Here is a 24683-nt window from a genome sequence, read left to right as displayed (position 1 = left end):
AGGAAATCCTTTCCGTCGAGCTGGAGCAGGCAGTATACGATGGGATTGGTGGGGTCGTTCAGCCAGTATTCAAAGGGTTTGGACGTGCCGAAAGCGGCATCAAGGTCAAGATCGTTGTCGTTATTTTCCATGTTTCATTTGTTTTTTTTAATTTGAGTAGTAATTTATTTTCTTATTTCCACTGTTTTTCGTGGACAGTTCCGTTGAGGTTAAATTTTTTGGCAATCAGCTTCATTTCTATCAGCAATGGTTGATTGTTGTTGGCATTAAAATGTTCTGCAAACTCGATGCAGTAAGCTTTCTCAAAGGTCAGTTCCTGAAGTCTGCTCATGGCATCTCTGCGGAAGTAAATGATTTTTCCGTTCTTTACCAGGCTATGATCCAGCATCCAGTTTAATAGGTCGGATTTTCCGGTGCTCTCTATTTTGATGAAAATTTCTCCGCCAACGGGGATGCCATCCGGCTTTCCGGACTCATTAACCGGCTGGACAAACTTGTATGTACACTCTAGTATATTGTAGGTGTTGCCGTCTAATTCTAATTTGGATAAAAAGGACATGTGTTTTTATTGGTTAGTGTTAATTTTAATTGAGGATAACAGAAAAGTTTTACATTCACTTTATAAAAAATGAATAGTGCTTTTATGAATATGTACGGATTGGTTTACCGTTTTGGATAATGAGTGAGAGGGTTCATAGTTTTGTGTTTTTTAGTAATGTTAAATATATGTTATTTTTTTATTACACAAATCAGTTTTGATTAAAATTGTTGGCGTAAACTGCTGTTATTTAACATAATATAAAACAGAATCTAGTATTTATGGGCTTTGTGGAACTGAAAAAAATGAAAAAAAAATCAAAATTTGTTGATTTACGCAGACATTTTTGAGTGCTTTTGTAAATTTTTGTTCTCTTTTTTAACTTCAAAACAGTAGGTTGGGATATAGATTTAAAAAAAATTCAGCCACGATTTTCAATTTTCTACATCTTGTGGTATTTATCGCGCAGGTGGGAATCCGGTACTATCAAAGTAAACTTCAAAACTGCAATAATCCATTTATTTTTAAGCTGATGAAATCATCTATTTTGTAAATTAGCTATCAACATCAAATCTATGTCAACAACAAATTCCAGAATAATTTTTGCAGAAAGAGAAAAGGTGTATAAAGCCTTTGTCAGTAAAAAAGCGTTGGAAAATTGGCTTGCACCTAACAATATGAAAGGTGAAATTCATGATTTTGACCTGAAAGTGGGTGGGGGATACGATATGTCACTTTTTTATATTGACAGCAATACACGAGGCAAAACCTCTGGCAACGAAGATCGTTTTTCCGCAGAATTTATTGAACTCAAACCCTATGAAAAAATTGTTCAGGCTATTAATTTCCACTCAGATAAAAAAGAATTCACAGATAAAATGATCATGGAGGTAAGCCTGGAGGAAAACGAAAAAAATTCAACAAAAGTGACAATCGTTTTCAGGAATATTCCTGAAGGTATCAATCCAAAAGATAACGAAACGGGAACAGAACAATCACTTGAAAAATTGGCTGATTATATTCGCAACCACTGATAAAACGAAAAACCAAAAATCTCATGCATAAAAAAATCAAATACATCATCTTCACGTTATGTTTGCTTGCTGCAAAATTTTCATTTGCCCAAATACAAAACCATAATAAAACGATGATTGATAGCTTGACATTTGCACAAACAAAGGCAACGCTGAACAATCTTTCAACAGATAAATTTCTAAGGCGAATATATACAAGGGGAAATAAAGAATTGCCTTACCGCCTTTTACTACCAAAGGATTATAAAAGCAGCAAAAAATATCCGTTGGTTATTACTCTGCACAATTCCACTCGCATTGGAAATGATAATGAGAAGCAATTGGAACCTTTATCACGAATCTGGATCAGAAACGGGGTTTATGAAAAATATAAATGTTTTGTTCTGGTGCCGCAATTCAGTGAACGTTCTTCCAATTACGCAGAAAATGAAAATGGTATATCCATTTCAAAACCATCAGAAGAGGTTCGTAGCTTATTGGAGCTGATTACAGATCTGAAAAAAGAATATACCAATATAGATACCGGCAGGGTATACCTGCTCGGATATTCAATGGGGGCTTCTACAGCTCAGAATATGCTAAGCATGGAACCGAAACAATTTGCGGCATTGGTTTCAATTGCCGCAGTTCCCGATTTTTCAAATTTACAGACATTAAAAAAGAAAAATATCTGGCTTATACACGGAGAAAAAGATACGGACAATCCATATAATGGAAGCGCGGAACTTTTCGGAAAACTCAGAGAGGGGAAAAAGATCATTTTTACCAGTTATTCAGAGCTGAACCACGACAATATAACCATTCCATTGTTGCTGAATGAAGCAATTCCAAAATGGTTATTTCAGCAACATAAGTAAAGTATACTTTAAACGTATCGCCGTCTTGTTCACAAAGAAAATTTAAATCATCATATTCATGAGCTAAAAATTCTTCCATGAAATTTCTTTTTGGTGATCCACGATTTCCGTTTTTACCACTTTATTGTCTGCTCAAAATAATCTACGCTTTAAAGACGATAAGACGCACCAATAAAATAATGTTTTGCTGCGGTATCTTGTATTCCATAATTAATTCCGATATCCAATTTAAAGTCTTTTACGACCTCCATTTGAATCGCAGCATTGATAAAATTAGATAATTCATGGGCTTTAAAATCATAGGTATAATACGTCTCAGCGATTCCATCAACACCTTTTAATAATGGGTGGCTTAGGGTCAGTGTCTGTAAAAACTCAGTATGCATCGCCTGTTGATCCAGATCTTTGAGCCTATCAACTTCCAATTGTAATCCAAGCTTCCATTCTCTGGGAAGTTTGTATGACATGGGTACAATTAGTCCACCTTCAAAGCGGCTTTCTTCATCATATTTCGAAGTTGGAAACTTGACGTAAGGTAATACTGCCAATGCAAAATCCCCGTGATTATTTCCTATTAAGTTTTGTTTAATTCTTAGCGTTACGTCACCGATTCCGTTACTGGCTACTTCAGAACCTGTAGCAATTTCCCTTTCCTTTTGCCAGCCGTATGTCTGGAAACCAATCTGTATTGCTGTACTTCCTGTAATTCCAATCTTTAGATTGGCCTGGTTGATTAGTAAAGTGCTCGTTTTCTGTAAGTCAGATTTTTCCTTAACCAGCCTTACTAGGTCCGTTTCATACTGAAAATGTCCTGCATCCACTGTATAAGGAGATTCAGTCACGTCAGGGCGATCGGTTTCCATTTCCCTCATAAGAGCCGGCGGAACGGGATTAAACAGTGAATATCTCTGATGGGGCTCTTTTTGTTGCCCGAAGCATACAAAAGGCAGGAATATAGCACTAAAAATTAATTTAAAAACGTTTTGACAGTTGTTCATGGTTTTTATTTAGTATTTACCGAAAAGGTTACATAGTTCTAAGAAGGTATTAATATTTAAATATTCCCGAGTATGAATAGGTTCTATTTTGTTGTTTTACTGTCAGGTTTATAGGAATCAGAATTTTTTTCGTGTTCTTCCTCATACAGTTTTGCGCTATTCCATTTGGCATGTTTTGAGGGAACAATTTTATAGCCTTTTTTATAGCTGTAAATTTTCGTGAATTCAACACCAAAAAATACGATCATACAGGAATAATTGATCCACAGCATAATTAAAATAATTGTTCCTGCAGTTCCGAAAGTAGAAGTAGGCTTAAATTCGCTAAAATATAAACTCAGTAGAAATTTTCCGGCTGTGAAAAGTATAGAAGTAAGAAATGCGCCTCTCCAGACGGGTTTCCAGCTTATTTCAACATCAGGAAGCATTTTAAACATCAGGGAGAATAAGAGCATAACGACTCCAAAGCCGATTCCAAAATTGATAATCTCAATAAATAAATAGGTTTCAATTCCAAAATATCTGGTAATGAAATTATTAAATAAACTTATTGCTGATGACAGTATCATGGTAATCATCAGTAAGAAACCTAATATAAGGATCATTCCCAATGAGTTTGCTCTGTCGAGGATAAACTTTTCCCACGCTTTTTTGGGAGCAGCTTCTACATCCCAGAGATTATTTAATGATTTCTGCAGTTGAAAAAATAAGGTTGTAGAACCAAATACAAGTGATCCAATACCTACAATTTTCATAATAATATTTTCTTTATCAATTAAGGCTCCTGTAACCATACCCTCTACACTTTTAGCAGTCTCTGAGCCCATTAGCCCGCTGATTTGAGAACTTATTTCTCCCTGTATAGCTTCCTGGCCAAAGAAATATCCTGCAATCCAGATGATAATGATTAGCAGTCCCGGAATGGAAAAGATAGCATAATAGGCCAGACTTGCTGAATTATCAGAGGCCGATGATTTATTCCATTCTATAAAAGTTTCTTTTAAAACTTCCCAAAAAAATTTAATATTCTTTACCATCTCTGTTGTAATTTACGTTTATAGCCTTAAACTTGTGAAGAAAATAGAAATATAGATACTTATAAATCTTAGCAATATTTTTGCCAATTTTTAGAATATTTCGAAATAAGGTGATTGTTGACAGGAATGAGAATCAATTTTTATTAGTTTGCTTTCCAGGATTAAAATGAATAATAATTTTGGGAATGGTTTAATCTAAAAGGTATGATAGTTGCTTAACTTAATATAAAAATAATGCTATGAACGTAAAACGCACATTTGGAACTATACTTACTGTTTTAGGTATTGCAGGTTTAATTTATACAGGATACGAATTGATCAATAAAAATTCAGCATATACAACACTGGCCGTAATAGGTGTGTTAGGTTTGATCTTTTTTTCTTCGGGTATTGGTCTGGTTAAGAATACTAAGGATGAAGCCTAAGTATGAATTGAAATGGTAAAGGAAAATAATATGGGTAATATAGAATTTGGAAGCTATTGGTATGATTATTAAAAAAAGGGAAAATTCAGTCATTTTCTATTTCTAAAACCTAATTAACTATTGTTGTTTCTCTTTTAAAGATGATTTCATAATAAATTTGTTCAACTCCTTTTCCAGAATTTTTCGATTGGCCAGGCTATTGGTAAGAATGATAAAACCTGAATTGCTTTGAGGGAAACATTGAAGGGAACTTCTTGCACCACCGGTTCCGCCGGTATGTTCGTAATATGTAACTCCTTCAGGAGTTTTGTGTATAAACCAGTTAAATCCCATATCTCCTTCACTCCCCGCAAATGTAAATTGATGTGATAGATTCATACCTGGCAGGAAGTCTTTATTGTTGGCTTCAATATATTTAACCATATCTGCGGTGGTCGAACGCAAAGCGCCCATTGCAGGCAAAGCAGGCAAATCCCAATAAGGAACCACTTCCTTTTTTTCGTTATGAGATTTGGCAATCATTGTTTTATCAGCCTTTGAGAGGTCTATAGTAGTGTTTTTCATGTCTAGAGGCTCTAATATCTGTTTTCTGATAAGTGTGAAATAGCTTTGATGATTTATATCTTCCAGAATGGTTCCCAATAACGCTACCGCCATATTCGAATATTCATATTTTGTCCCGGCAAGAGTATCCATCTTCATATGATGCAATCCTTCAAAAAACATTTCCCTGGAATAGTTAGCAAACGGATTTTCGGGAATATAATCATCTCTTTCCCAATTATTAGGAAAAATACGGGTAATTCTTGAGGTATGGCTGGTAAGGTTTACCATTTTTATAGGCTGACCCTTATACTCCAGGTTTGGATATTCTCCTTTTAGATATTTGCGGATATCATCCTGAATATTAATCTTTTTTTCCAATACGGTCTGAGCCAATGCTATTCCCGTAAATGTTTTGGTGATGGAGCCTATTTCATAGATCGTATTATTGGCAGGCAACATTTTTTTTCCGCTTTCCATTTCCCCATAGTTATAAAAATAGGCTTTCCCGTTGAGTAATATTCCTATGGATAAACCAACTGCTTTCTGATCTTTAAAATATGATCTCGCACTGCTGTTGATTGCTTTATCGAGTTCAGTTTTAAGTGGATTGTCATTGGCGACATCTAAAAAAATTGAGGGTAGATCCTGGGCTTTTATTCCTGGAAAGCAAAAAATACAGATGAGGAAAAATAGTTTTTTCAGCAGATGATTCATAAAGATATTTTTTTAATATTGATGATATCTTAAATATGGGCACATTATTATAACGTACCATTAAGATAATAATTATTAGTGAAAACATAAAAAAATATGGGTTGTTCCATTGTGGCCTTTTGTGTTTAAAATGGCTGTATTTTTTACCAAATGATAAATCTAATATAGAGCATTTTAGCTAATTTGGCAGGATGAAACAGCTGATAGACTTTTTATTGCAATTCGGGAATCTGAACGATCAGCAGATCGAATTGATCACAGGTAAAACCGCTGAGCTTGAATTAAAAAAAGACGATTATTTTTCCGAAGCAGGAAAAATTCCGAACCGGGTCGGTTTTATTTTGCAAGGGGTGCTTCGGGTTTGCTATTACAGCAACAAAGGAGAGGAAATCACCAAATATTTTGGAGATGAAAATCATTTGATTGTCGACTGGCATCATTTTGAAGCAAAGATCGCGGCTTCCGAATACGTTCAGGCAGTGACAGACTGTAAATTGCTGGTATTTTCCCGGAAAGACTGGGAAGAACTTTCCAATACTATTATCGGCTGGGATGGTATCGTCAATAAAATTATTCAGAAAACACTACTGGAAAAGCTGGACAGGAGAAGTCCTTTGGTTTCGGAAGATGCCACGACACGGTATCTTATATTTTTAGAAAAGTTTCCAACTATTACCAATCGTGTTCCGCTGTCTTATATTGCTTCTTATTTGGGCGTTACACAGCAATCACTGAGCAGGATCAGGAAAAATATCCGCTAAAATGTACAGGTAAAATTGACTTTTTACCAAATGGTAAATGGCTTTATTTTTAATTGAAGCAATTTTGCACAGTTAAAGTTAAATCAACAAAAATGAAAAAAGCATTGATAACAGGAGCTAATAAAGGGATTGGCTTTGAGGCAGCGAAACAATTACTGCAAAAAGGTTTTTTTGTGTATCTCGGAAGCAGGAGCCTTGAAAACGGCTTACAGGCTGTTGAGAAATTAAAATCTGAAGGTCTGGCCAGCGTGGAAGCCATTCAGATTGATGTCACCAACGACGAATCTGTAAAAAATGCCCGAGCAGAGATTGGAAAGAAAACGGATATGTTAGATGTGCTGATCAACAATGCAGGAATTACCGGTGTAAAACTGGATATTAATGGAAATGTGATTCCGCAGACCGCGGCCGAAACAAGTGTTGAAATATTTAAAGAAGTATATGAAACCAATGTTTACGGTATAATTAGAGTAACACAGGCATTTTTGGATCTGCTTAAAAAATCGGAAGAGCCAAGAATTGTAATGGTAAGCTCAAGCCAGGGCTCAATCACCCTGCACAGTGCTCCTTCTTACAAATATTATAATCATAAAGGAGCTGTTTATTTATCATCAAAATCGGCTTTGAATATGTATACTGTCAATCTGGCTTATGAATTGCGTGACACTAATTTTAAGATCAATGCTGTAAGTCCCGGATTTACTAAAACAGATCTAAATTACAACAGAGGAACAGGTACCGTTGAAGAGGCTGGAAAGCGGATCATAAAATATGCTTTAATCCATAACGATGGTGTGACCGGAAAGTTTTTCTGCGAAGAGACGAATCCGGAAACCGGCGAAATTCCCTGGTAGGATTTGATGTATTAGGGTTTTCCTACAAAGTATTTTATAAAGGTGTGTTTAAAAACTCACCTTTTTCGATGGCAACCTGTTTTCCCTTTTCCATTACGATCTTTCCGTGAAGGAGATTGTCTGCCAATTAGAATTTGAATATTCAGTCGTTCAATAGGCTATTCAAAAAGAAAACCGATATTTCCCCGTTGGGTATCGGCAGTCTTCTTGATTAGAAAATATTGGTTTTATCCACCGATGATGACTTTCCGGTGCTTCACACCCCAATCAGCCAGATGGTCGATAATAGCCTTAAGTGTCATGCCATATTCTGTGAGCTGATACAAAACAGTTACGGGTTGCGTATCCATGACAGTACGTTTTATCAGTTTGTTCATTTCCAGGTCTTTCAGCTCTTTGCTCAGCATTCTGTTGGAAATACCTGTAACATCATTTAAAATATCGGAAAACCGGCGTTTGTTATAATAACAGACTGATGAGATAATGGATATTTTCCATTTTCCGTTCAGTACGTCCATCGCGTCGTGGACTGCCATGATTTGTTTTTGGTTGGTATCGTTCTGCTGGCATGTAATATCTTCCATAAGTTACTTTGTTACTCAAATGTTACTGTTACTTTTTGTTACAAAGTTACTAAAATTACTTTACATGGTTTATATTTGCAGGGTCAAACAACTAAATAATATTTTACAATGAATTTTACAGACAAAAATGTACTTATAACAGGTGGGACTACGGGTATCGGTCTGGCAACTGCCAAAGCATTTATTACTGCCGGAGCAGATGTTTGGATCACCGGAAGAAATGCAGAAAATCTTGAAAAGGCAACTTCAGAAATAAGCAGCTCAAAATTGAAAACCATAGTTTCTGACACCTCAAAACTGGAAGAAATTTCGATACTGGAAAATGCCATTGCGGAAAGCGGCAATAAACTGGATGTTCTTTTCCTTAATGCGGGAATCGCAACATTCTCACCGATCGGCGAAACGACGGAAGCTGATTTTGATGCCCAGTTCAATACCAATGTAAAAGGAGCCTATTTTACGTTACAAAAATTATTGCCACATCTTGCAGACGGATCATCTGTTTTATTTACTTCCTCAACCGTAGCTACAGCTACAAATAGGGGAGCTAGTGTATATTCCGCTACAAAAGGGGCACTGAATAAGATCGCTCAGATTGCTGCGAATGAATTAGCCGAAAGAAAAATCAGGGTTAATATTGTTAGCCCGGGGCCTACCGAAACACCTGGCTTTGATAAGGCTACGGGAGGGGAGTCTAAGGATATTTTCGCAGCCGCTACTGCTTTACAAAGAATGGGTAGTCCTGATGAAATTGCTAAAACAGTGTTGTTTTTAGCTTCTGACGATGCCAGTTTTATTACAGGAACAGAATTGTTAGTGGATGGGGGTTACATTGGCTATGCATTAAAATAACCAGAATTGTCAAAAATTTGCCGCAGACTTCACTAAAGATCTGCGGCTTTTTGATAATAGCTTTTTAATCAAACAATACAACCTGAATTATCCTGTTACAAAAAAACTCATATTAGGAATTAACGGAAATTCCGCAATTTTCCTCATCAACGGAAATGTAGATGGTGTTGAAATAAAGAATAGTGTTTTACCTATTACATCTATCTGTCAGCCAATTATCAGTTTGAAAAAGAATTGGAGCATAAGTTATAATTTTGAGATCAACAGCAAAATGCCTGCGGGACTACAAAATACACCAATGCATTCACAGGCTCATCTTTCCGTTTTAGCAAAAACATTTTGTGTGATAACCTTTCTTTTTCGGCTTACATCAATAATCCGTTTAATAAGTCCCGTAAAGCCCTAACAGAAACCGTCGGAACCAATTTCTACCAAAATAATTCCATAATAGATTACTACAGAGCCTTTGGAATTAATATTACTTATAAATTCGGGAAACTAAATGAAGAAATAAAAAGCACAAGAAGGAAAATCAATAACAACGATCTTGCGAATTGAGCTGAATCAATATATTTGGCTCATCATGATAAAGTAGAAGTTTCAAAGGTAAGACACTGCTGATATCATGGTACAATAACAGGCTTTTTATCAAAATATGAATAATATTATGTCTGATCTTTTCCAATGTAAAAACTAACAACTTCAATTATACGATTAACTCGAACTTTTTAAATTTATTTTTATTAAAAATAGTTACTTTTTTGATTGTCAAATGTTTGTTATTTATTTTTTAACATAATTGTATTATATTAACGTTAATTTTATAATTTGATGTAAATTATACTATTTTTCAATAAAAATAGTGGATAATATGATTGGAGTCATAATTTAAAAATATAAATATTCGTTTATTTGCTTTTTATTATTTTACAATGAAATAGCGTATATATTTTGGAAAAAATATGTAGACTTCAAATTTCATTATATTCTAATACTAATTCAAAAAAATAAATTACCATTGTTAAAAATTGATAACAAAAAGACCGCTAAGCTCTCTTTTGCAACTATTATTTTACTATTACTTACTAATCTTTCATTATTAATTTATTGCTACATTTTTCATATTCATTGGTATAAGAACCTATTATGTTTGTCTGCTGTATTTATATTTCTGTGTATTATGCTTGGAAGGGTTAGGATTCTGGAGATAGAAAGTTCAGGAATGGTTTTGAGTGTAAAAAGTTATCGTCCTTTTATAACCAAACGTGTCTTGCCTGTCATCGAATTTCCTTTGCATTCACTGCAAAGTTTTTCCCTGAAGGGAACGCTTTTATTGATTAGTTTAAAAAGAGAAAACGGAAAAATGAGCAAATTGCGGGTTAGGCTAAATCTTCTTAAAAAGAAAGATCTCAAGGCTCTCAAAAAACATCTTTCACAATATGTAAAGATAAACGGTTAATATTTCTTGAGGCAATCGATGTTTTTATGTTCTATTAATTAATATTATAACGAAAGGAAAAAATTAGTGTATCATTCAAACCTCTTCCATGTTTCTTTTATTTGGAAAGCGACACTAAAAATAACTTGGTTTCATATTCCATGCTTATAAATCCGTTATTGTTATATTTATCGAATAAGTCGGCTACTTTCACCATCATTTCCTCATACCTAGGTTCATTGGCAAGGGGTATAGTGGAAAAAGATAAGAGATGTCCTTTTAAGCCCTCTTCATTAAGTTGTTGTGTTTGTCTAAAATTTTGTGTTGTGACAGGAGAGGGGTAAAAAATATTTTGTATGCGTTGCAGATCAGCGCGGTGTTCATGTTTTATTTTCTCTGAATATTTTTCCTTCAATGCTGTATAATCCTTTAAAAACGGTGTGTCTGACTGCATAATATTCCATACCAGAAGTATGTGGCCTGAGGGTTTTAGAATACGTTCAAATTCTGTTTTTGTTTCTTGTGGGCGGAACCAATGAAAAGCTTGTGCTACGGTAATTAGGTCAATGCTGCTATCGGCTAGGGTAGTCTTTTCGGCAGTGCCTTCAATGCTGGCGAATCCGGGGTATTTTTGTAAATTTATTTCAGCAGAAGACCTCATTTGCTCATTAGGCTCCACTGCGTTTACAGAATAACCGGCCTTCAATAATAAATTTGAAAATATACCAGTCCCAGAACCAATATCCGCTATAACGGAATTGCTATTGAGTCCGGTGGTTTGCTCCAGAAAAGTTACAATGTCTTCGGGATATTCAGGGCGGTACATCGTATAGTTATCTGCTCTGTGCGAGAAACGGTTGGTGGTATCAAGTGCATCCATGGGTTGCTGTATTAAGTTTATTATACCAAATTTAAGATTTTTACTGGACAAATTTCATTGCTCGCAAATTATGCTCGTAATTAATCTTTAGAACTTCCTCATACGCCTTAAAAATCTAGTATATTTAAAAAACAGCTGAGAGTATTTAATTAAATTTGTTATAGTTGGAAGAAAATCTTTATTTTTGATGTTGAAAGCAGATAGGTTTAATAGCAAAAATTTTATCTCATGCATTAATTTGTGCAATCGTTTGCATTAAGCTTCTTTATATGGAAAAGTATTTATTAAGTTGGGCTTTCATAACAGAAAAACGGACAGACCAGACACTGAAAGATTGGAAGAATTATATTTCTGAAATAGTTACAAATCCATTGATAATAAAATTTAAATAAAAATGATAAAATTAAAAATTTCAATCGCAATCTTTTCTTTGGCTTCAGGATATTTCTTTGCTCAGGTAAAAGATACTTTAGCAGAAAAAATACTGCTGTATCAGCTCCCGAACGGGGGCTGGGGAAAACAGCTTAATGATAAATCTGTAGTTAATTACAATGTTCCGGTTGATAAAACCCTTCTTAAAACGATAAAAGCTACAGGAGACGACCATGCAACGATTGATAATAATGCAACATCAAGAGAAATTAATGCCCTGATAAAAGCATATTCCACTACAAAAAATGCAGAATATCTGAAATCCGCAGAAAGAGGAATCAGCTATCTTCTTATGATGCAGTATAAAAACGGAGGGTTCCCTCAATATTATCCTAATACAGGGCTTTACAGAAAGCAGATAACATATAATGACAACGCTATGATCAATGCATTGACAGTCTTGTATAATACTGCGGAAGGCAAAAATGATTTTGATGTAGTGGATCCGCAATTGAAGGAAAAGTCTAAAATTGCAGTACAAAAAGGAATAGAGTGTATTTTAAAAACACAGGTCTTACAGCAGGGAATTCCAACAATATGGGCTGATCAATATAATGAAATTACCTTACAGCCTGATAAAGCAAGAGCTTTTGAACCTATTTCTCTGGCAACTGGGGAGTCAGTGGGAATTGTTCGGTTTTTAATGATACAATCTGTAACCCCGGAAATTGAAAAAGCTATAAAATCAGCTGTAAATTGGTTTAAACAAAATAAAATTGAAGGATACAGTTACAATGTTGCTAAGCAAAACGGAAAGACGGTAAGAATTTTAACGGAGGACAAAAGCTCCGTGATTTGGGCGAGATTTTATGATGTTAACACCAACAGGCCTATTTTCGGCGACCGCGACGGAAGTGTAAAATATAATTACAATGACGTTTCCGAAGAAAGAAGAAACGGTTACAGCTGGTACATTGATCACGCCGAAAAGCTGATTAATACTGAGTATCCTAAATGGCTTCAGAAAAATAAAATATATCAATAGTTTATTACTAATATAGTTGAAAATAGACTAAGCAATCAAAATAATTCCCGCAGATTTATAAAATCTGCGGGAATTATTTTGATTATTTGCAGAAAGCTAATTAGTTTCAAAAGTATAGCCCCGAATGTCTTCATATCAAAATCAAAACCTTGGTTTTGCTCATAACCAATTACTTATTGCCTATCATTTTCAACCAATCTGAACATAATTTTTTCCAGTTATCAGTCAATTCTGATTTGTTGGTGATTCCGATTTTATGTTCCCCTTCCGGGAAAATAAACATTGCACCTTTTACTTTATTTTTTAACATTGCTTCATAATACAGAATACTGTTCATTACAGGGACTGTTTTATCATTTTGTGCATGAAACAAAATGGTAGGCGGAGTTTTTTCCGTCACCCGATTCTGCATGGAATATTCTTTGATTTTTTCCGGTGAAGCATTTTCCCCAAGTAAACTATTTCGGCTTCCAATATGTGCAAATTCACCCAAATCAATGACCGGAGAAACTAAAATGGCAAAATCTGGAACAGTGGAGAAATTTTCCCAATCGCCTTTTAATTCTGTATAATCTGTAGAAATGTTACTCACCGTTGCTGCCAAATGTCCACCTGCGGAAGTTCCGATTACGCCAATCTGTTCCGGGGCAATGCCATATTGTGCAGCATTTTTTCTGAGATATTTTATAGCTGCCTGAATATCCTGAAGCGGTGCAATCTCTTTTTGTTTCAAATCGGGAGAAGTAGGCAATCTATAATTTAAAACAAAAGCAGATATTCCTTGTGTATTGAGCCATTTTGCAATCTGAAAACCACCCAGATCATAGGTAAGCTTATAATATCCACCACCGGGAATGACGATGACCGCCATCTGCTTTCTTTCTTCTTTGGGAGGTAAAAAAGCAAAAAGCTCAGTTTCTTTTATTTGTACAATCCTACCTTCTTTTTCTTCGGTTTTTAGGGACAGCCCTTTGGAATTCGGCATCTGGCCTTTCGGCCAAACCATGATTTTTTCCTGTGCGGATAATTGAGTGAAGAAGAAAATTAAGATAAAAACAGATGTTTTCATGATTTTTTAATTTGTGATTACTGTAAAAATATATTTTCCTAACTCTCATAGATTTTAAGATCTGTGAGGGTTGAAATGATAAATTAATCTTTAAGAAAATCTTCTCTAAACGGCGTAAAAGTATCGACCAATTGTCCTTCTTCCAGACATTTCACGCCGTGAAAAATATTGGGCTGCGCAAAGAATCCGTCACCTTGTTGTAAAACTTTTGTTTCACCATCTACTGTCACTTCAAATTTTCCCGAAGAAACGTAAGTAATTTGTGAATGAAAATGCTGATGCAAAGCTCCGATAGCATCTTTTTCAAATTTTACAATGACCATCATTACCTGGGAATTGTATCCGACAATCTGTCTGGAGACCCCTTCTTCTAAATCTTCCCACTCGGAATTGCCGTCGAAGAACGGCTCTTTTTTGAATTTCATTCTGTTGCTTTTTAATTTTTTAGAGTAAATTATTTACCGACACTCTTTCATTTCGAAAGGAAAGATTTGTTTAAATTAAAGTAGATTCTTTACTGGATTCCACTTTGTTATGAATGACAAGATTCTTCTCGACTTAATGCTTTAACTTATTTAATATATTTTTCCAACCCAATTTTCAAACTCTTCAAATTTTTTAAAGCCAGTTTTGCAACAGACTCTGCTCCTAATTTAGATAAATGGGTATCATCATCTTTTCCTTTTGGATAATATGCAACTTCACCTTCCTTATAATGCAAATGAAGCTGTTTAGATTTTTCCGGACCGTAAGAAATTTCCAGTTGTTCCGTCAATAACTGCATATCTACAAAAGGGACTTTCAAGTCGTTGGCCACCATTCTCACCACCAGGGGATATTCTTTATGAGTATCAATCAAAACTCCGTTCTCGTTGAAGTTTCTTCTCACAATGGAAGTCATGAGAATCGGAGTTGCTCCTTTTGCTTTTGTTTCATTCACGTATCTTTCCAAATTGGCTCTATACTGGGTGTAAGGGTTTGTAAATTTGGTAGAGTCCTTCATTTTCTGGTCATTATGTCCAAATTGAATGATAACAAAATCCCCTTTTTTCAACTGCTTTTCAACTTTGTCCCATCTTCCTTCTGTTCTGAAACTTTTTGAACTTCTGCCGTTCATTGCATGATTCTGAACTTCAATGCCTGTTGTTAAAAATTGGGATAAAACCTGTCCCCAGCCGTGTTCAGGATTTTTATCCGGGTTTTCTTTGTTTGCCATGGTAGAATCACCGATTAGGAATAAAGTTGGTTTTTGCGCAAATGTTATTATTGACAAAAACAAAAACAGTATGGTAAATTTTTTATTCATTTTAAATTTATTATTAGATTATTTATTGGGGTTCCAGTCATCGAAGATTTTTTCAATGGTATAACTTTTAAGGTGTTTTTTCGCCAACTGATGAGACCAGCTTACCCGTTTTGAAATATTTCCGCCTTCACCTTTGCTTCCGAATTCTGCATAATAGGCAGTCTTTTCTTTATCAGGAAACATTTTGTCTCCTTTCCAGGGATTCCAGCCCTCTGGAAGGATGTGTTTTCCCATCTCGGTACTGATGAAAACTGTTTTGGCGTACGGTCTCCAAGGTCTTCCCAAATAGACTTTTGTGATGCCTTCTTTAGCAATTAATTTACAGTCGAAAAAGACAAAACCATATTTTTTGTCAGCTTCTGTTGCAGCTGCGGTGATGTAAGAATCGGCTAAACTCTTAATTGTACAATTTTTAAAAACAGCCGTTGCCTGTCCGAAAATAAAATCCGTTGTTCCTTCGATATAGCAATTCTCAAAATATTGCCTGCTGTTATTGGTTGCGGAATAAATTGTATCCTGACAACCCAAAATATTTGAATTTTTAATCACAAAACGGTCACCTTCCACATGAAGAGAAACTGCCTGTCCTTCGTTGCATGAAGAGTTTTGAATCGTCACGTTACTGACTTTAATATCATCGCCCATCACCAATAAAGTATAGGAATTAAAAGTCGTCATTTTTTCATTAAACGAATCTGATTTTCCTGAAAAATCATGGTTGGTGATAATGGTATTGTCTTTATCTTCGCCTTTTAATATAATTTTATGTTTCGAAGACGGAATAACCACTTTTTCATGATATATTCCTGATTTAATATATACCAATGCTTCTGCCGGACCCAAATCCCGTATTGAATTTATTGCCTTTTGAATGGAGGTAAAATCTCCGCTTCCGTCCTTGGCAACAGTAATTTTAATGTACGGATCATTTCCTGCCAAAAGAAACTGAGCCATTGAAATGAACAGAATTAAAAATAATTTTTTCATGAAAATCTATTTTAAAACTTTATCTAAAAAATCCAAAGTATAATTCAATGTTTCTGTAAACCAGGGTTCTGCCGACCAGAACGAATGGGGAGAGTCTTTAATTTCATGAAACTCAGTCGGAATATGATAACTCTTTAATTTTTTCATCATATCGTCTCTCCCTGCATGAAAGCGCGGTTGTGAGCTGTTGATGAAAAGGGTAGGAGGAGTGTGTTTATCCACATATTCCAAAGGTGAGGCTTCTTTCCAGATTTGCGGTTTGTCTTTTTGTTGATAACCGAGCCAATATGCATCATAAGTTCCTTCTTTGCCTGACTCTTCATGAATAAAAGAAACAACACCATCTACATTGACGATAGCCTGCAGTTTATTTTTTTTCTTAACGCCGACCAAAGTAGCAATTTGTGCACCTGCAGATTCACCCAGAACCACCATTTTATTTTTGTTTAAGGGATATTTTTTGTGGTTTCTCTTTAACCACTGAATACCTGTTTCAATATCTTCGGCTCCGGCAGGATATTTTGCCACATCGGCTAACCGGTAACCGATAGCAATGACAACGTAGCCTTTTGAAGTTAATTCCATTGCCATGAATTTTTCATTTTCTTTACTCCCTGAAATCCATCCGCCGCCATGAACCATCGCGATTCCCGGATATTTTTTTGAGGTATCAAGTGGATAGTAAACATCAGCTTTTAAGGAAAGTCCGTTGATGTTGGTATATTCTACATCTTTATCTATTCCAATATTTTGCGGAACAGGTCGGTCAATGGGAGTGACAAAAGGATATTTTTTCTTGAATTTTTCGAAAGTCCCTTCGTTGGTGTAAGGACTGGCATTCGGACGATTTATCTGTCCGAATGCCATTGTCCCTACAAAAAAAATAGAAATATAAGTATGTTTTCTGTTAAAAATCATGTTATCAAATTTTTAAGTCTTGAACCATTAAGATGATTTAAGAAGTTAAGCTAATTAAGAAAATCATTCTGATTTATCATAAAGCAAAGCAGCTTAAATATTTCTTAACAACCTGATCTACCTTAATGGTTTAAATAATTGATACATTATTTAACCGCATTTTTAGCTACGTCCGTCCCGATAGAAAGCAAACTTTTATCAGATATGGTTTCTTTCGGCAACAATACTGCTCCCGTTTTATTTCCTAAAACTTTCACAAAGGGCTTGTTTGCAGATTCGAATTTTACTGATGAGAGATTGATATTTTTACTGTTGTAAATTGTTGCTCCCGTTCCTTCAGCATATTTCAGCTTTACATTTTTTAATTGGATTCCGTCTGCATCTACGATTGTCAAAGCTTTTTTCGTGTCAAACTGAGAATCTTCAATCACAATATTTTTAAGATTCATTTCGGCTAGCCCGAACAACGTAATTGCTTCATAAGAATTAACTGCGGTGATGTTTTTAAAGAAAATATTTCTGAAAATAGGTGTTTCTTCTGTTACCTGATACATCTTTTCAGGTGTTTTATTACCTTCTTGTTTCTGTCCGTCTTCCAACACGGGTGAAGCTCCTTCATAAAACATATTGAATCCAATTACTTGCGTTGGAATATTAATCATATCAATATTTTTAATGTAAATGTTTTCAACAATTCCGCCCCTTCCACGGGTTGTTTTGAAGCGGAGACCAATATCCGTTCCGATGAAAGTACAGTCTGAAACATGAATATTTCTTGCTCCGCCGGACATTTCGCTTCCTATGACAAAACCTCCGTGACCGTGATACACGACATTATTTTTAATGATGACGTTTTCGGTAGGCATTGCCCTTTTTCTTCCGTCTTTATCTTTCCCTGACTTAATACAAATTGCATCATCACCAACATCGAAAGTATTATCATAAATCAAAACGTTTTTACAAGATTCCAAATCTATACCGTCACCGTTTTGAGAAAACCAAGGATTTCTAACAGTAAGATTTCTTAAAATAACGTTAGAACACATCAGCGGATGAAGATTCCAGGCTGGTGAATTCTGGAAAGTGGGGCCATCTAACAAAACTTTGTCACAGCCTACCAGGCTTACCATTACCGGACGCAGAAAATCTTTTACGGTTGTCAGATCTTCTTTAGAAATTTTATCAGGAACATTAAAGTTTGAACTGCTTTCAAATCCTTTTTTATAGCTTTCTGACGGATACCAGTTTTTACCGTCAGAAGATAAAATTCCGCCGGATTTTACAATTTCTTTCCATTCAGATTCTGAAACTTTACTTTTTTTGATGGCTCTCCACACATCACCACTACCGTCAATCACACCTTTTCCTGTGATAGCAATATTGGTTGCATTTTTTGCGGAAATCGGAGATTGGCAACGAACAGTGTTTAACCCTTCAAAACTTACGTCAACCAAAGGATAATCGTTTTTATCTTTACTGAAAATGATGAAAGCACCTTCTTCTACGTGAAGATTAATATTGCTTTTTAATTCAATTGGGCCTGTCAACCACATTCCACGAGGAACAATCAGTTGACCGCCACCTTTTTTACTAAGATCTTCTATTGCTTTTTTGAAAGCTTCTGTATTTTTTACATTTCCGCCTGCAACGCCACCATATTGTGTAATGGAAACCGTGTTCGCCGCAAAAGATGTTTCTGCAACCTGAGGCATTTTAAACTCAATATTTTTATAAATATCCAGATTCTGAGCATACATGTGCCCTGAAAACATAATTGTACTTACTAAACCGATAACTTTGAGAGACTTCTTCATTAATTTTTTTGAATTTTAGTTATTTTTTAATTTTTAGTAATTCTAAACCAATCAAAATCCGCATATCCGCCACGAGGTGCTTTTGCTGTACTTATGCTGTATAAACCTACTTTAGCACCAATCCATTTTCCTGGTTTTGCCTGAAAAAAGTCACCTGCTTTTGTGAAATTTTTCCCGTTTTCACTGTAACTGAACTGACATAAACCATTCGGTTCGGTGACATTTACTTTTAAATAGGCTTCATTTCCCTTTAATTTTGTTTCAAATAAAATCTTTTCTTCACCATCTTTATCTGCCTTTTCAGCTCTTCTTAATTGTAAATAAAATCCGTCAGGTTTATTTGTAATCACAATGGATTCATGGTTTAATCCCATCACTAAAAGACCTGCGGTTTTTCCTTCTTTGGCCTCTTCGGGAGTTAATTTAACTTTTGTTGAAGCTGCAAAATTCGGAGCCGGGAATTTTTGGGTTAATAAATTAGGAACGTTCCAAAGATTTTTTTCCCCTTCAGGAACTTTTATTGAGAATAATCTCAAAAATTTTTGTCCGGGAAGTTTGGAAGACCAGATGATATTTTCATTGGCACTCCATTGCCATTGCAAACCTAATTTTTCACCGTCAAATTCATCCGTTTCAGGGGGGGTAATGACAGGATAAGTTTGTCCAACATTTGGTTTTTTATAGGTTAAAACCGGTTCACCGATTCCGTTTTTATTATTGTCGATTCCGATAATTGGCCAGTCTTTGTCCCATTTCATCGGCTGTAAATGAACAATTCTTCCGCCTGCATCCACATCCTGAAAATGGTAAAACCAATCTTCACCGGAAGGCGTATCTACCCAAGCTCCCTGGTGAGGTCCGTTTATTTTTGTTGAACCTTGTTCCAGTACCACTTTTTCTTCGTAAGGACCGTAAATATTTTTCGATCTTAACACCAATTGCCAACCTGTAGCAACACCACCTGCCGGTGCAAAAATGTAATAATAGCCATTTCTTTTATATATTTTCGGCCCCTCAACGGTTGGATGTGCATCGTGACCATCGAAAACGTGAATACCTTTATCCAAAACTTTCGTTCCTTCAGTATTCATTTTATTGATTGTCAAAATACTTTTCACTCCGGCACGGCTTCCTGCCCAGCCATGAATTAAATAGGCATTTCCGTCTTCGTCCCAAAACGGGCAAGAATCGATTAAACCTTTTCCTTCCATCACCAAAACAGGTTTTTCCCATTTTCCGAGAGGATCTTTGGTTTTTACCATATAAATTCCAAAATCAGGGTCACCCCAGTAAATGTAGAATTCACCTTTATGAAATCTGATGCTTGGTGCCCAAACTCCGTCACCTCTTTTTGGAGTCGAAAAATGTTCGTTTGGAAGAACGTCTGGAAGTGCATGATTCACCAATTTCCAATTCACCATATCTTTTGAGTGAAGAATCGGTAATCCCGGAGCTTCATTGAAGCTTGAAGCCGTCATATAATAATCTTCACCCACACGAATGGCATCCGGATCCGAATAATCTGCGTACAGAATAGGATTTCTATAATTTTTTCCCTGATCGGCAGTCCAGACTTCGGAAACATAGTTTTTTTCTTGGGCGCTCAAATAATTTGATGCAATAGAAAAAATTGTGATTGAAAATATATTTAAAATTTTTTTTGTTCTCATAATCAGATTTTTAATCTGTATTAGATTTTTAATGCAAAGAGCGCAAAGATTTTTTTAAATTAATGCTGTTGATTTTTAAGGTAGCAAAGGCTGAATGTTTATTAACTATTTTTCAAATTCTAAACTCGCCAAAATGAATGGTCCTGTGCCTTTTGCATCATTTGAACGAATTTCTTCATTCACATAATATTCATAAGAACCATCTCTGTAAGGTTTTCCTCCTAAACCTGCCACTGCACAGCATTTATTTAAATTTACTACTCCGTTTTCGTCTACAGAAATAAGGTTTTTGATGATTCCGTCGTAGCCTTTTTTAGCATAAGTTTTATAAGATTTTGGAAGATAGCCGTTGTTTACAGATTTTATGATTGTGTAAACGAACATTGATGAAGCCGTAGCTTCCGTGTAATTTCCTTTTTCTCCTGCCTTATCTAAAACCTGATACCAAAGTCCGTTTTCTTTATCCTGAACTTTGATGACAGCATCGGTATAAGATTTTAGGTATGAAATCAGTTTCGCTCTTCCGGGATGATCTTTAGGTAAAAAATCTAAAACATCTACCATTGCCATTCCGTACCAGCCCATGGCTCTTCCCCAGAAATTGGGAGATTGTCCTGTTTCTTTATTTGCCCAAGCCTGTTCTTTACTTTCGTCCCAGGCGTGGTACAGTAATCCTGTTTTTTTGTCAACCAGATGTTTCTGAATTAAATCAAACTGCAAAACAATATCATCATACGCCTTTATAGCTTCTGTGCCTTTTGAAAAATCTTTGGTGTAATGTGCATAGAATGGCTGTCCCATGTACAAACCGTCCAGCCACATCTGGTTTGGATAGATTTTCTTATGCCAGAAACCGCCTTCTGATGTTCTTGGCTGCCCCTCAATTTGCGTACGAAGCATTTTTAATGCCTTTAAATATTTTTCTTTTTTTTCTTTTTCATAAAGATAAAGAAGAACATTTCCACTATTTAAAAGGTCAATGTTGTATTTATCTAATTCGTAGGTCAGGATGCTGCCGTCTTCTTTTACCAGCTTTTTACCAAAGTCGCTGATGTAGACGTAATATTCTTTTTTTCCTGTTTTTGCGTACAGTTGCTCGGCTCCTTCTAAAACAATTGCTGACGGATAGGTCCATTTTGTACTTTTGCTGAAATCGAGCATCCAGGATTCCGGGAAACGGTGCATTTCGGAAAGCAGCATTCTTTCCGACCATTTTAGGTTGGTAGGAACTATTTTTCCTGATTTTGAATTTTCTGTTGCAGGTTTTGATACTACAGATTTAGTTTGAGCACACGCTAAGAACATTCCTGAACCTAAAATTGCAACAGCGTATGCTTTTATGTTTTTGTTAACGAAATTCATAATTCTAAACTTTAAAGTTGATTATTTTTTACCGAATTTAACAAAGAATTTTCATGGTTATTATTTTTGTTCTTCGGTTATTTTCTTTACAATATCATTAAAATAAACTTCAATATTATCGTAGTTTTTATCTAAATCCCTTCCATTGGCGTTGGCCATTTTGGGGCTTAATTTATTTTTAATTTCCCATTCATCGGGCATTCCGTCGTTATCTGAATCGGGTAGTGGTTTTCCTGGCTTTAAATCCGGAAATCCGCCGACATCTTTTTGTGAATCAATGATTCCGTTTGTGCTTCCTTTAGAGCCTTGGTAGGTGTAATTTCCGTTTTTGATGTCTTTTAATACATGCAAATCCACCGCATCTCTTACCAGACTTGCTCCTCCAATCTGTAAAGTTTTCTCATAAGCTTCTTTTGCGGTCTGAGTTTTCACATTATTCTGAATATCGTGTGGCTGATTGATTTTTATGGAATTTTTATCTTTATCCGTCAAATTGTAAGACGGCTTCATTTGTGCAAAAACACCTTTCGTCCAGTTGTCTTTTGTAACTTCCGGACTTCCTTCTATCACATTTCCGTTGATATAATATTTTCCCCAGATATTATAAACTTCTGTTTCCGGCTTTTCATTTTTATCGATGGCAGCAATTCTTTGTTTCGTTTTTGTTGCAGGACCCGGTTTGTAGTAATTGTTGACGATATTTACATTCATTCCTTCTCCTCCGTAGATATTATTGTGTCCCCAATTGTAAATCACATTATTTCTAAAATCGGTAAGGTCCGTTAAGGCGAATTTACTTCCTGCATATTCTCCCAATCTTGGATTTCTGCTGTCGTGATGAGCGTAGATATTATGATGAAAACTTGCAAATTTTCCACCTGCAATTCCGCCATATCCGTGAGCACCTTTTTGATGGACGGAATTTCTAAGACTTTCTGCAACCACACACCATTGAAGGGTTGTATTTTCGTTGACATAAATGGAAACCGTCTCATCCGTTGACCAGCTCATCGAACAATGGTCGACTATCAGATTTTTTATAAATCTTGCTCCTAAGGCATCTCCTTCAAAGTTTTTCCGGTCGCCCATTCTGAATCGCATGTAACGTATAACCACATTGTCTGCGGCTACAAAAGTTTCGTAATTGGCAACAGTGATTCCATCTCCGGAAGCGGTTTGTCCGGCAATAGTGACGTCGCCTTCTTTTATTTTTAATGGTGATTCTAAATAAATAGTTCCACCTGTTTTAAAAACAATATATCTCGGCCCTTTTTGGTTTAAAGCATATCTCAAAGTTCCTTCCGAACCATCATCCGTCAGTTTAGTCACCAAATAAACCTTGCCGCCACGACCGCCTGTTGTGTATCTTCCGAAACCTTCTGCACCGGGAAAACTCATGACATTCTGAGCAGTTGCCAAAGTGCAAATACCACATAAAATTCCTATCGTGAATAGTCCTGTGAAGTGTTTTCTCATGATTGAAAATTTTTGGTGTTTTTGATGATTCGTTTTAAATTATTTTAAACTTTTTTTCACGTTCCAGTTGTCTTTTCCTTTGAGAATATTGTCTATTGTGTATTTTTTTCTTTCTTCTTTGGTTAGTTGGTGGGACCATGAGACCCTTTTCGAAATATCTGCTCCTGTTCCTTTTGAATTTGATTCTGCATAAAAAGTTGTCTTTTCAGCATCGGGTTTGCTCCAGTTGTGCCATCCTTCAGGTTTTATGGTTGAATTAATTTCACAATCGAGGTAAGCTGTTTTGGCAAAAGGTCTCCAGGGCCTTCCTAAATAGACTGAATTTTCTTTAGCGTTTCCAATGATTTTTGAATTAATAAAAACAAACCCGAACTCATTTTCCTGTGGAGTAGAAGCAGCTGTGACGTAGCTTGCTGTTTCTTTAGAATAAATGGTACAGTTTTCAAAAACGGCTGTTCCGGCTCCGAAGATATAATCGGTTGTACCCTCGATATAGCAGTTTTTGAAATAATTTCTTGAAGGTTTTGTTCTATCAGCTAAATCCTGAGAACCCTTTAAATATAAAGTATCCTGATTTCCTAAGAATCTGCAGTTTTCAAAAATTATCCTGTCGCCTGAGGTCAAAACAGCAACGGCTTGCCCAACTTTTCCCGAGCTGTTTTCAAAGGAAATATTTTTTGCTGTAAAGTCACTTGAATAAATAAAAACTGTTGAAGAACCTGTTGTTCCAATATCTTTTCCTTCCGAATTCTTTTTTGATGCAAAATCATCGTAAGTGATGATGGTATTTTGAGGATTTTCGCCTTCCAGCATAATCGCTCCTTTCGTTTCTGGAACAGTAATCTTTTCTTTGTAAATTCCTGCTTTAATTAAAATTTTTGTTTTTGAGGAAGAACCGTTTTCAATAGCATCGATAGCTTGTTGTACTGTGGTAAAGTTGCCTTTTCCGTCTTTGGAAACTATTATTGTTTTATTATTAGCTTTAAAAGAAAGAAGACTTAACAATACTATCGTTAAGATTGAAAAAAGTTTAAAATTTTTATAAAACAGGGAAGTTTTCATAAAGTTTTAATTTGATTTAAAACACAGACTTAACCTCAAGGCTAAGCCTGTATTTTAACTTGATATGAATGTAATTTGTTTAGT

The 24683-nt window shown here is 35.5% G+C and carries 23 protein-coding genes and 1 pseudogene; 8 read left to right on the top strand and 16 right to left on the bottom strand.

Features of this window, described 5'->3' with window-relative positions; translation table 11 throughout:
- Window positions 1-172 precede the first annotated feature (172 nt).
- Entirely contained in the window at window positions 173-559 is a 387-nt protein-coding gene (gene tssD, locus ACM39_RS09000; RefSeq protein ID WP_048510693.1) for a type VI secretion system tube protein TssD, read from the bottom strand.
- A gap of 554 nt (window positions 560-1113) precedes the next feature.
- On the opposite strand from tssD, the gene ACM39_RS08995 reads away from it, so the two are divergent.
- Window positions 1114-1572, top strand: a complete 459-nt coding sequence (locus ACM39_RS08995; RefSeq protein WP_048510692.1) for an SRPBCC domain-containing protein — start codon at window positions 1114-1116, stop codon at window positions 1570-1572.
- A 23-nt stretch (window positions 1573-1595) separates the two neighbouring features.
- Window positions 1596-2429, top strand: a complete 834-nt coding sequence (locus tag ACM39_RS08990; protein ID WP_048510691.1) for a phospholipase — start codon at window positions 1596-1598, stop codon at window positions 2427-2429.
- 149 nt (window positions 2430-2578) lie between these two features.
- Here ACM39_RS08990 and ACM39_RS08985 read toward each other — a convergent pair whose 3' ends face one another.
- Both ACM39_RS08985 and ACM39_RS08980 read right to left on the bottom strand, forming a co-directional pair.
- On the bottom strand, window positions 2579-3427 hold the full coding sequence (locus ACM39_RS08985; RefSeq protein ID WP_048510690.1) for a transporter: 849 nt from the start codon (window positions 3425-3427) through the stop codon (window positions 2579-2581).
- An 83-nt stretch (window positions 3428-3510) separates the two neighbouring features.
- Window positions 3511-4464, bottom strand: coding sequence for a YihY/virulence factor BrkB family protein (locus tag ACM39_RS08980; protein WP_048510689.1), 954 nt, complete (start codon window positions 4462-4464; stop codon window positions 3511-3513).
- Between the two features lie 239 nt (window positions 4465-4703).
- On the opposite strand from ACM39_RS08980, the gene ACM39_RS08975 reads away from it, so the two are divergent.
- A complete protein-coding gene (locus tag ACM39_RS08975) occupies window positions 4704-4889 on the top strand; it encodes a hypothetical protein (protein WP_048510688.1) in 186 nt (61 codons plus the stop codon).
- A gap of 117 nt (window positions 4890-5006) precedes the next feature.
- Here ACM39_RS08975 and ACM39_RS08970 read toward each other — a convergent pair whose 3' ends face one another.
- Entirely contained in the window at window positions 5007-6149 is a 1143-nt protein-coding gene (locus tag ACM39_RS08970) for a serine hydrolase domain-containing protein (RefSeq protein WP_048510687.1), read from the bottom strand.
- A gap of 191 nt (window positions 6150-6340) precedes the next feature.
- Between ACM39_RS08970 and ACM39_RS08965 the strand changes: the two genes are divergently transcribed.
- Both ACM39_RS08965 and ACM39_RS08960 read left to right on the top strand, forming a co-directional pair.
- Window positions 6341-6910, top strand: coding sequence for a Crp/Fnr family transcriptional regulator (locus tag ACM39_RS08965; protein ID WP_048510686.1), 570 nt, complete (start codon window positions 6341-6343; stop codon window positions 6908-6910).
- Between the two features lie 92 nt (window positions 6911-7002).
- On the top strand, window positions 7003-7764 hold the full coding sequence (locus tag ACM39_RS08960; protein WP_048510685.1) for an SDR family oxidoreductase: 762 nt from the start codon (window positions 7003-7005) through the stop codon (window positions 7762-7764).
- Window positions 7765-7991: 227 nt separating this feature from the next.
- Here ACM39_RS08960 and ACM39_RS08955 read toward each other — a convergent pair whose 3' ends face one another.
- Window positions 7992-8300, bottom strand: a complete 309-nt coding sequence (locus tag ACM39_RS08955; RefSeq protein WP_228377086.1) for a winged helix-turn-helix transcriptional regulator — start codon at window positions 8298-8300, stop codon at window positions 7992-7994.
- Between the two features lie 156 nt (window positions 8301-8456).
- On the opposite strand from ACM39_RS08955, the gene ACM39_RS08950 reads away from it, so the two are divergent.
- Together ACM39_RS08950 and ACM39_RS19610 are read left to right on the top strand one after the other, a co-directional pair.
- Window positions 8457-9200, top strand: a complete 744-nt coding sequence (locus tag ACM39_RS08950; RefSeq protein WP_048510683.1) for an SDR family oxidoreductase — start codon at window positions 8457-8459, stop codon at window positions 9198-9200.
- Between the two features lie 303 nt (window positions 9201-9503).
- A pseudogene (locus ACM39_RS19610) lies at window positions 9504-9758 on the top strand (outer membrane beta-barrel protein); the annotation flags it as partial.
- A gap of 998 nt (window positions 9759-10756) precedes the next feature.
- Here ACM39_RS19610 and ACM39_RS08935 read toward each other — a convergent pair.
- The gene (locus tag ACM39_RS08935; RefSeq protein WP_131701434.1) at window positions 10757-11518 is read right to left on the bottom strand and encodes a class I SAM-dependent methyltransferase; all 762 of its coding nucleotides are present in this window, start codon (window positions 11516-11518) and stop codon (window positions 10757-10759) included.
- Window positions 11519-11912: 394 nt separating this feature from the next.
- Between ACM39_RS08935 and pelA the strand changes: the two genes are divergently transcribed.
- The gene (gene pelA, locus ACM39_RS08930) at window positions 11913-12935 is read left to right on the top strand and encodes a pectate lyase (RefSeq protein WP_048510679.1); all 1023 of its coding nucleotides are present in this window, start codon (window positions 11913-11915) and stop codon (window positions 12933-12935) included.
- A gap of 169 nt (window positions 12936-13104) precedes the next feature.
- Here the strand turns inward: pelA and ACM39_RS08925 are convergent, their stop codons facing one another.
- The 10 genes from ACM39_RS08925 to ACM39_RS08880 form a co-directional block, all read right to left on the bottom strand.
- Window positions 13105-14004, bottom strand: coding sequence for an alpha/beta hydrolase (locus ACM39_RS08925; protein WP_048510678.1), 900 nt, complete (start codon window positions 14002-14004; stop codon window positions 13105-13107).
- 83 nt (window positions 14005-14087) lie between these two features.
- Window positions 14088-14429 (bottom strand): cupin domain-containing protein, encoded by a 342-nt coding sequence (locus tag ACM39_RS08920; protein ID WP_048510677.1) that lies wholly within the window; start codon window positions 14427-14429, stop codon window positions 14088-14090.
- A 146-nt stretch (window positions 14430-14575) separates the two neighbouring features.
- Complete coding sequence (locus ACM39_RS08915; protein ID WP_048510676.1) at window positions 14576-15310, bottom strand: rhamnogalacturonan acetylesterase; 735 nt, start codon at window positions 15308-15310, stop codon at window positions 14576-14578.
- A gap of 18 nt (window positions 15311-15328) precedes the next feature.
- Window positions 15329-16297: a pectinesterase family protein gene (locus ACM39_RS08910; RefSeq protein WP_048510675.1), complete on the bottom strand. Its 969-nt coding sequence runs from the start codon at window positions 16295-16297 to the stop codon at window positions 15329-15331.
- Between the two features lie 6 nt (window positions 16298-16303).
- Window positions 16304-17215, bottom strand: a complete 912-nt coding sequence (locus ACM39_RS08905) for an alpha/beta hydrolase (protein WP_048510674.1) — start codon at window positions 17213-17215, stop codon at window positions 16304-16306.
- Between the two features lie 146 nt (window positions 17216-17361).
- Entirely contained in the window at window positions 17362-19029 is a 1668-nt protein-coding gene (locus ACM39_RS08900) for a glycoside hydrolase family 28 protein (protein ID WP_048510673.1), read from the bottom strand.
- A 26-nt stretch (window positions 19030-19055) separates the two neighbouring features.
- The gene (locus ACM39_RS08895) at window positions 19056-20699 is read right to left on the bottom strand and encodes a glycoside hydrolase 43 family protein (protein ID WP_048510672.1); all 1644 of its coding nucleotides are present in this window, start codon (window positions 20697-20699) and stop codon (window positions 19056-19058) included.
- 105 nt (window positions 20700-20804) lie between these two features.
- On the bottom strand, window positions 20805-22061 hold the full coding sequence (locus ACM39_RS08890; RefSeq protein WP_048510671.1) for a glycoside hydrolase family 105 protein: 1257 nt from the start codon (window positions 22059-22061) through the stop codon (window positions 20805-20807).
- A 60-nt stretch (window positions 22062-22121) separates the two neighbouring features.
- Window positions 22122-23537, bottom strand: coding sequence for a polysaccharide lyase family 1 protein (locus ACM39_RS08885; protein WP_048510670.1), 1416 nt, complete (start codon window positions 23535-23537; stop codon window positions 22122-22124).
- A gap of 39 nt (window positions 23538-23576) precedes the next feature.
- Window positions 23577-24599: a pectinesterase family protein gene (locus ACM39_RS08880; RefSeq protein WP_048510669.1), complete on the bottom strand. Its 1023-nt coding sequence runs from the start codon at window positions 24597-24599 to the stop codon at window positions 23577-23579.
- Between the last annotated feature and the right edge of the window lie 84 nt (window positions 24600-24683).

The organism is Chryseobacterium sp. FH2 (genome assembly GCF_001045455.1).
Classification (GTDB): domain Bacteria; phylum Bacteroidota; class Bacteroidia; order Flavobacteriales; family Weeksellaceae; genus Chryseobacterium.
This window is presented reverse-complemented; position numbering and strand designations above follow the sequence as displayed.

Bases quoted from the DNA above. Each gene is read 5' to 3' on its own strand.
- tssD (WP_048510693.1), bottom strand. From the start codon at position 559: ATGTCCTTTTTATCCAAATTAGAATTAGACGGCAACACCTACAATATA.
- ACM39_RS08995 (WP_048510692.1), top strand. From the start codon at position 1,114: ATGTCAACAACAAATTCCAGAATAATTTTTGCAGAAAGAGAAAAGGTG.
- ACM39_RS08990 (WP_048510691.1), top strand. From the start codon at position 1,596: ATGCATAAAAAAATCAAATACATCATCTTCACGTTATGTTTGCTTGCT.
- ACM39_RS08985 (WP_048510690.1), bottom strand. From the start codon at position 3,427: ATGAACAACTGTCAAAACGTTTTTAAATTAATTTTTAGTGCTATATTC.
- ACM39_RS08980 (WP_048510689.1), bottom strand. From the start codon at position 4,464: ATGGTAAAGAATATTAAATTTTTTTGGGAAGTTTTAAAAGAAACTTTT.
- ACM39_RS08975 (WP_048510688.1), top strand. From the start codon at position 4,704: ATGAACGTAAAACGCACATTTGGAACTATACTTACTGTTTTAGGTATT.
- ACM39_RS08970 (WP_048510687.1), bottom strand. From the start codon at position 6,149: ATGAATCATCTGCTGAAAAAACTATTTTTCCTCATCTGTATTTTTTGC.
- ACM39_RS08965 (WP_048510686.1), top strand. From the start codon at position 6,341: ATGAAACAGCTGATAGACTTTTTATTGCAATTCGGGAATCTGAACGAT.
- ACM39_RS08960 (WP_048510685.1), top strand. From the start codon at position 7,003: ATGAAAAAAGCATTGATAACAGGAGCTAATAAAGGGATTGGCTTTGAG.
- ACM39_RS08955 (WP_228377086.1), bottom strand. From the start codon at position 8,300: ATGGCAGTCCACGACGCGATGGACGTACTGAACGGAAAATGGAAAATA.
- ACM39_RS08950 (WP_048510683.1), top strand. From the start codon at position 8,457: ATGAATTTTACAGACAAAAATGTACTTATAACAGGTGGGACTACGGGT.
- ACM39_RS08935 (WP_131701434.1), bottom strand. From the start codon at position 11,518: ATGGATGCACTTGATACCACCAACCGTTTCTCGCACAGAGCAGATAAC.
- pelA (WP_048510679.1), top strand. From the start codon at position 11,913: ATGATAAAATTAAAAATTTCAATCGCAATCTTTTCTTTGGCTTCAGGA.
- ACM39_RS08925 (WP_048510678.1), bottom strand. From the start codon at position 14,004: ATGAAAACATCTGTTTTTATCTTAATTTTCTTCTTCACTCAATTATCC.
- ACM39_RS08920 (WP_048510677.1), bottom strand. From the start codon at position 14,429: ATGAAATTCAAAAAAGAGCCGTTCTTCGACGGCAATTCCGAGTGGGAA.
- ACM39_RS08915 (WP_048510676.1), bottom strand. From the start codon at position 15,310: ATGAATAAAAAATTTACCATACTGTTTTTGTTTTTGTCAATAATAACA.
- ACM39_RS08910 (WP_048510675.1), bottom strand. From the start codon at position 16,297: ATGAAAAAATTATTTTTAATTCTGTTCATTTCAATGGCTCAGTTTCTT.
- ACM39_RS08905 (WP_048510674.1), bottom strand. From the start codon at position 17,215: ATGATTTTTAACAGAAAACATACTTATATTTCTATTTTTTTTGTAGGG.
- ACM39_RS08900 (WP_048510673.1), bottom strand. From the start codon at position 19,029: ATGAAGAAGTCTCTCAAAGTTATCGGTTTAGTAAGTACAATTATGTTT.
- ACM39_RS08895 (WP_048510672.1), bottom strand. From the start codon at position 20,699: ATGAGAACAAAAAAAATTTTAAATATATTTTCAATCACAATTTTTTCT.
- ACM39_RS08890 (WP_048510671.1), bottom strand. From the start codon at position 22,061: ATGAATTTCGTTAACAAAAACATAAAAGCATACGCTGTTGCAATTTTA.
- ACM39_RS08885 (WP_048510670.1), bottom strand. From the start codon at position 23,537: ATGAGAAAACACTTCACAGGACTATTCACGATAGGAATTTTATGTGGT.
- ACM39_RS08880 (WP_048510669.1), bottom strand. From the start codon at position 24,599: ATGAAAACTTCCCTGTTTTATAAAAATTTTAAACTTTTTTCAATCTTA.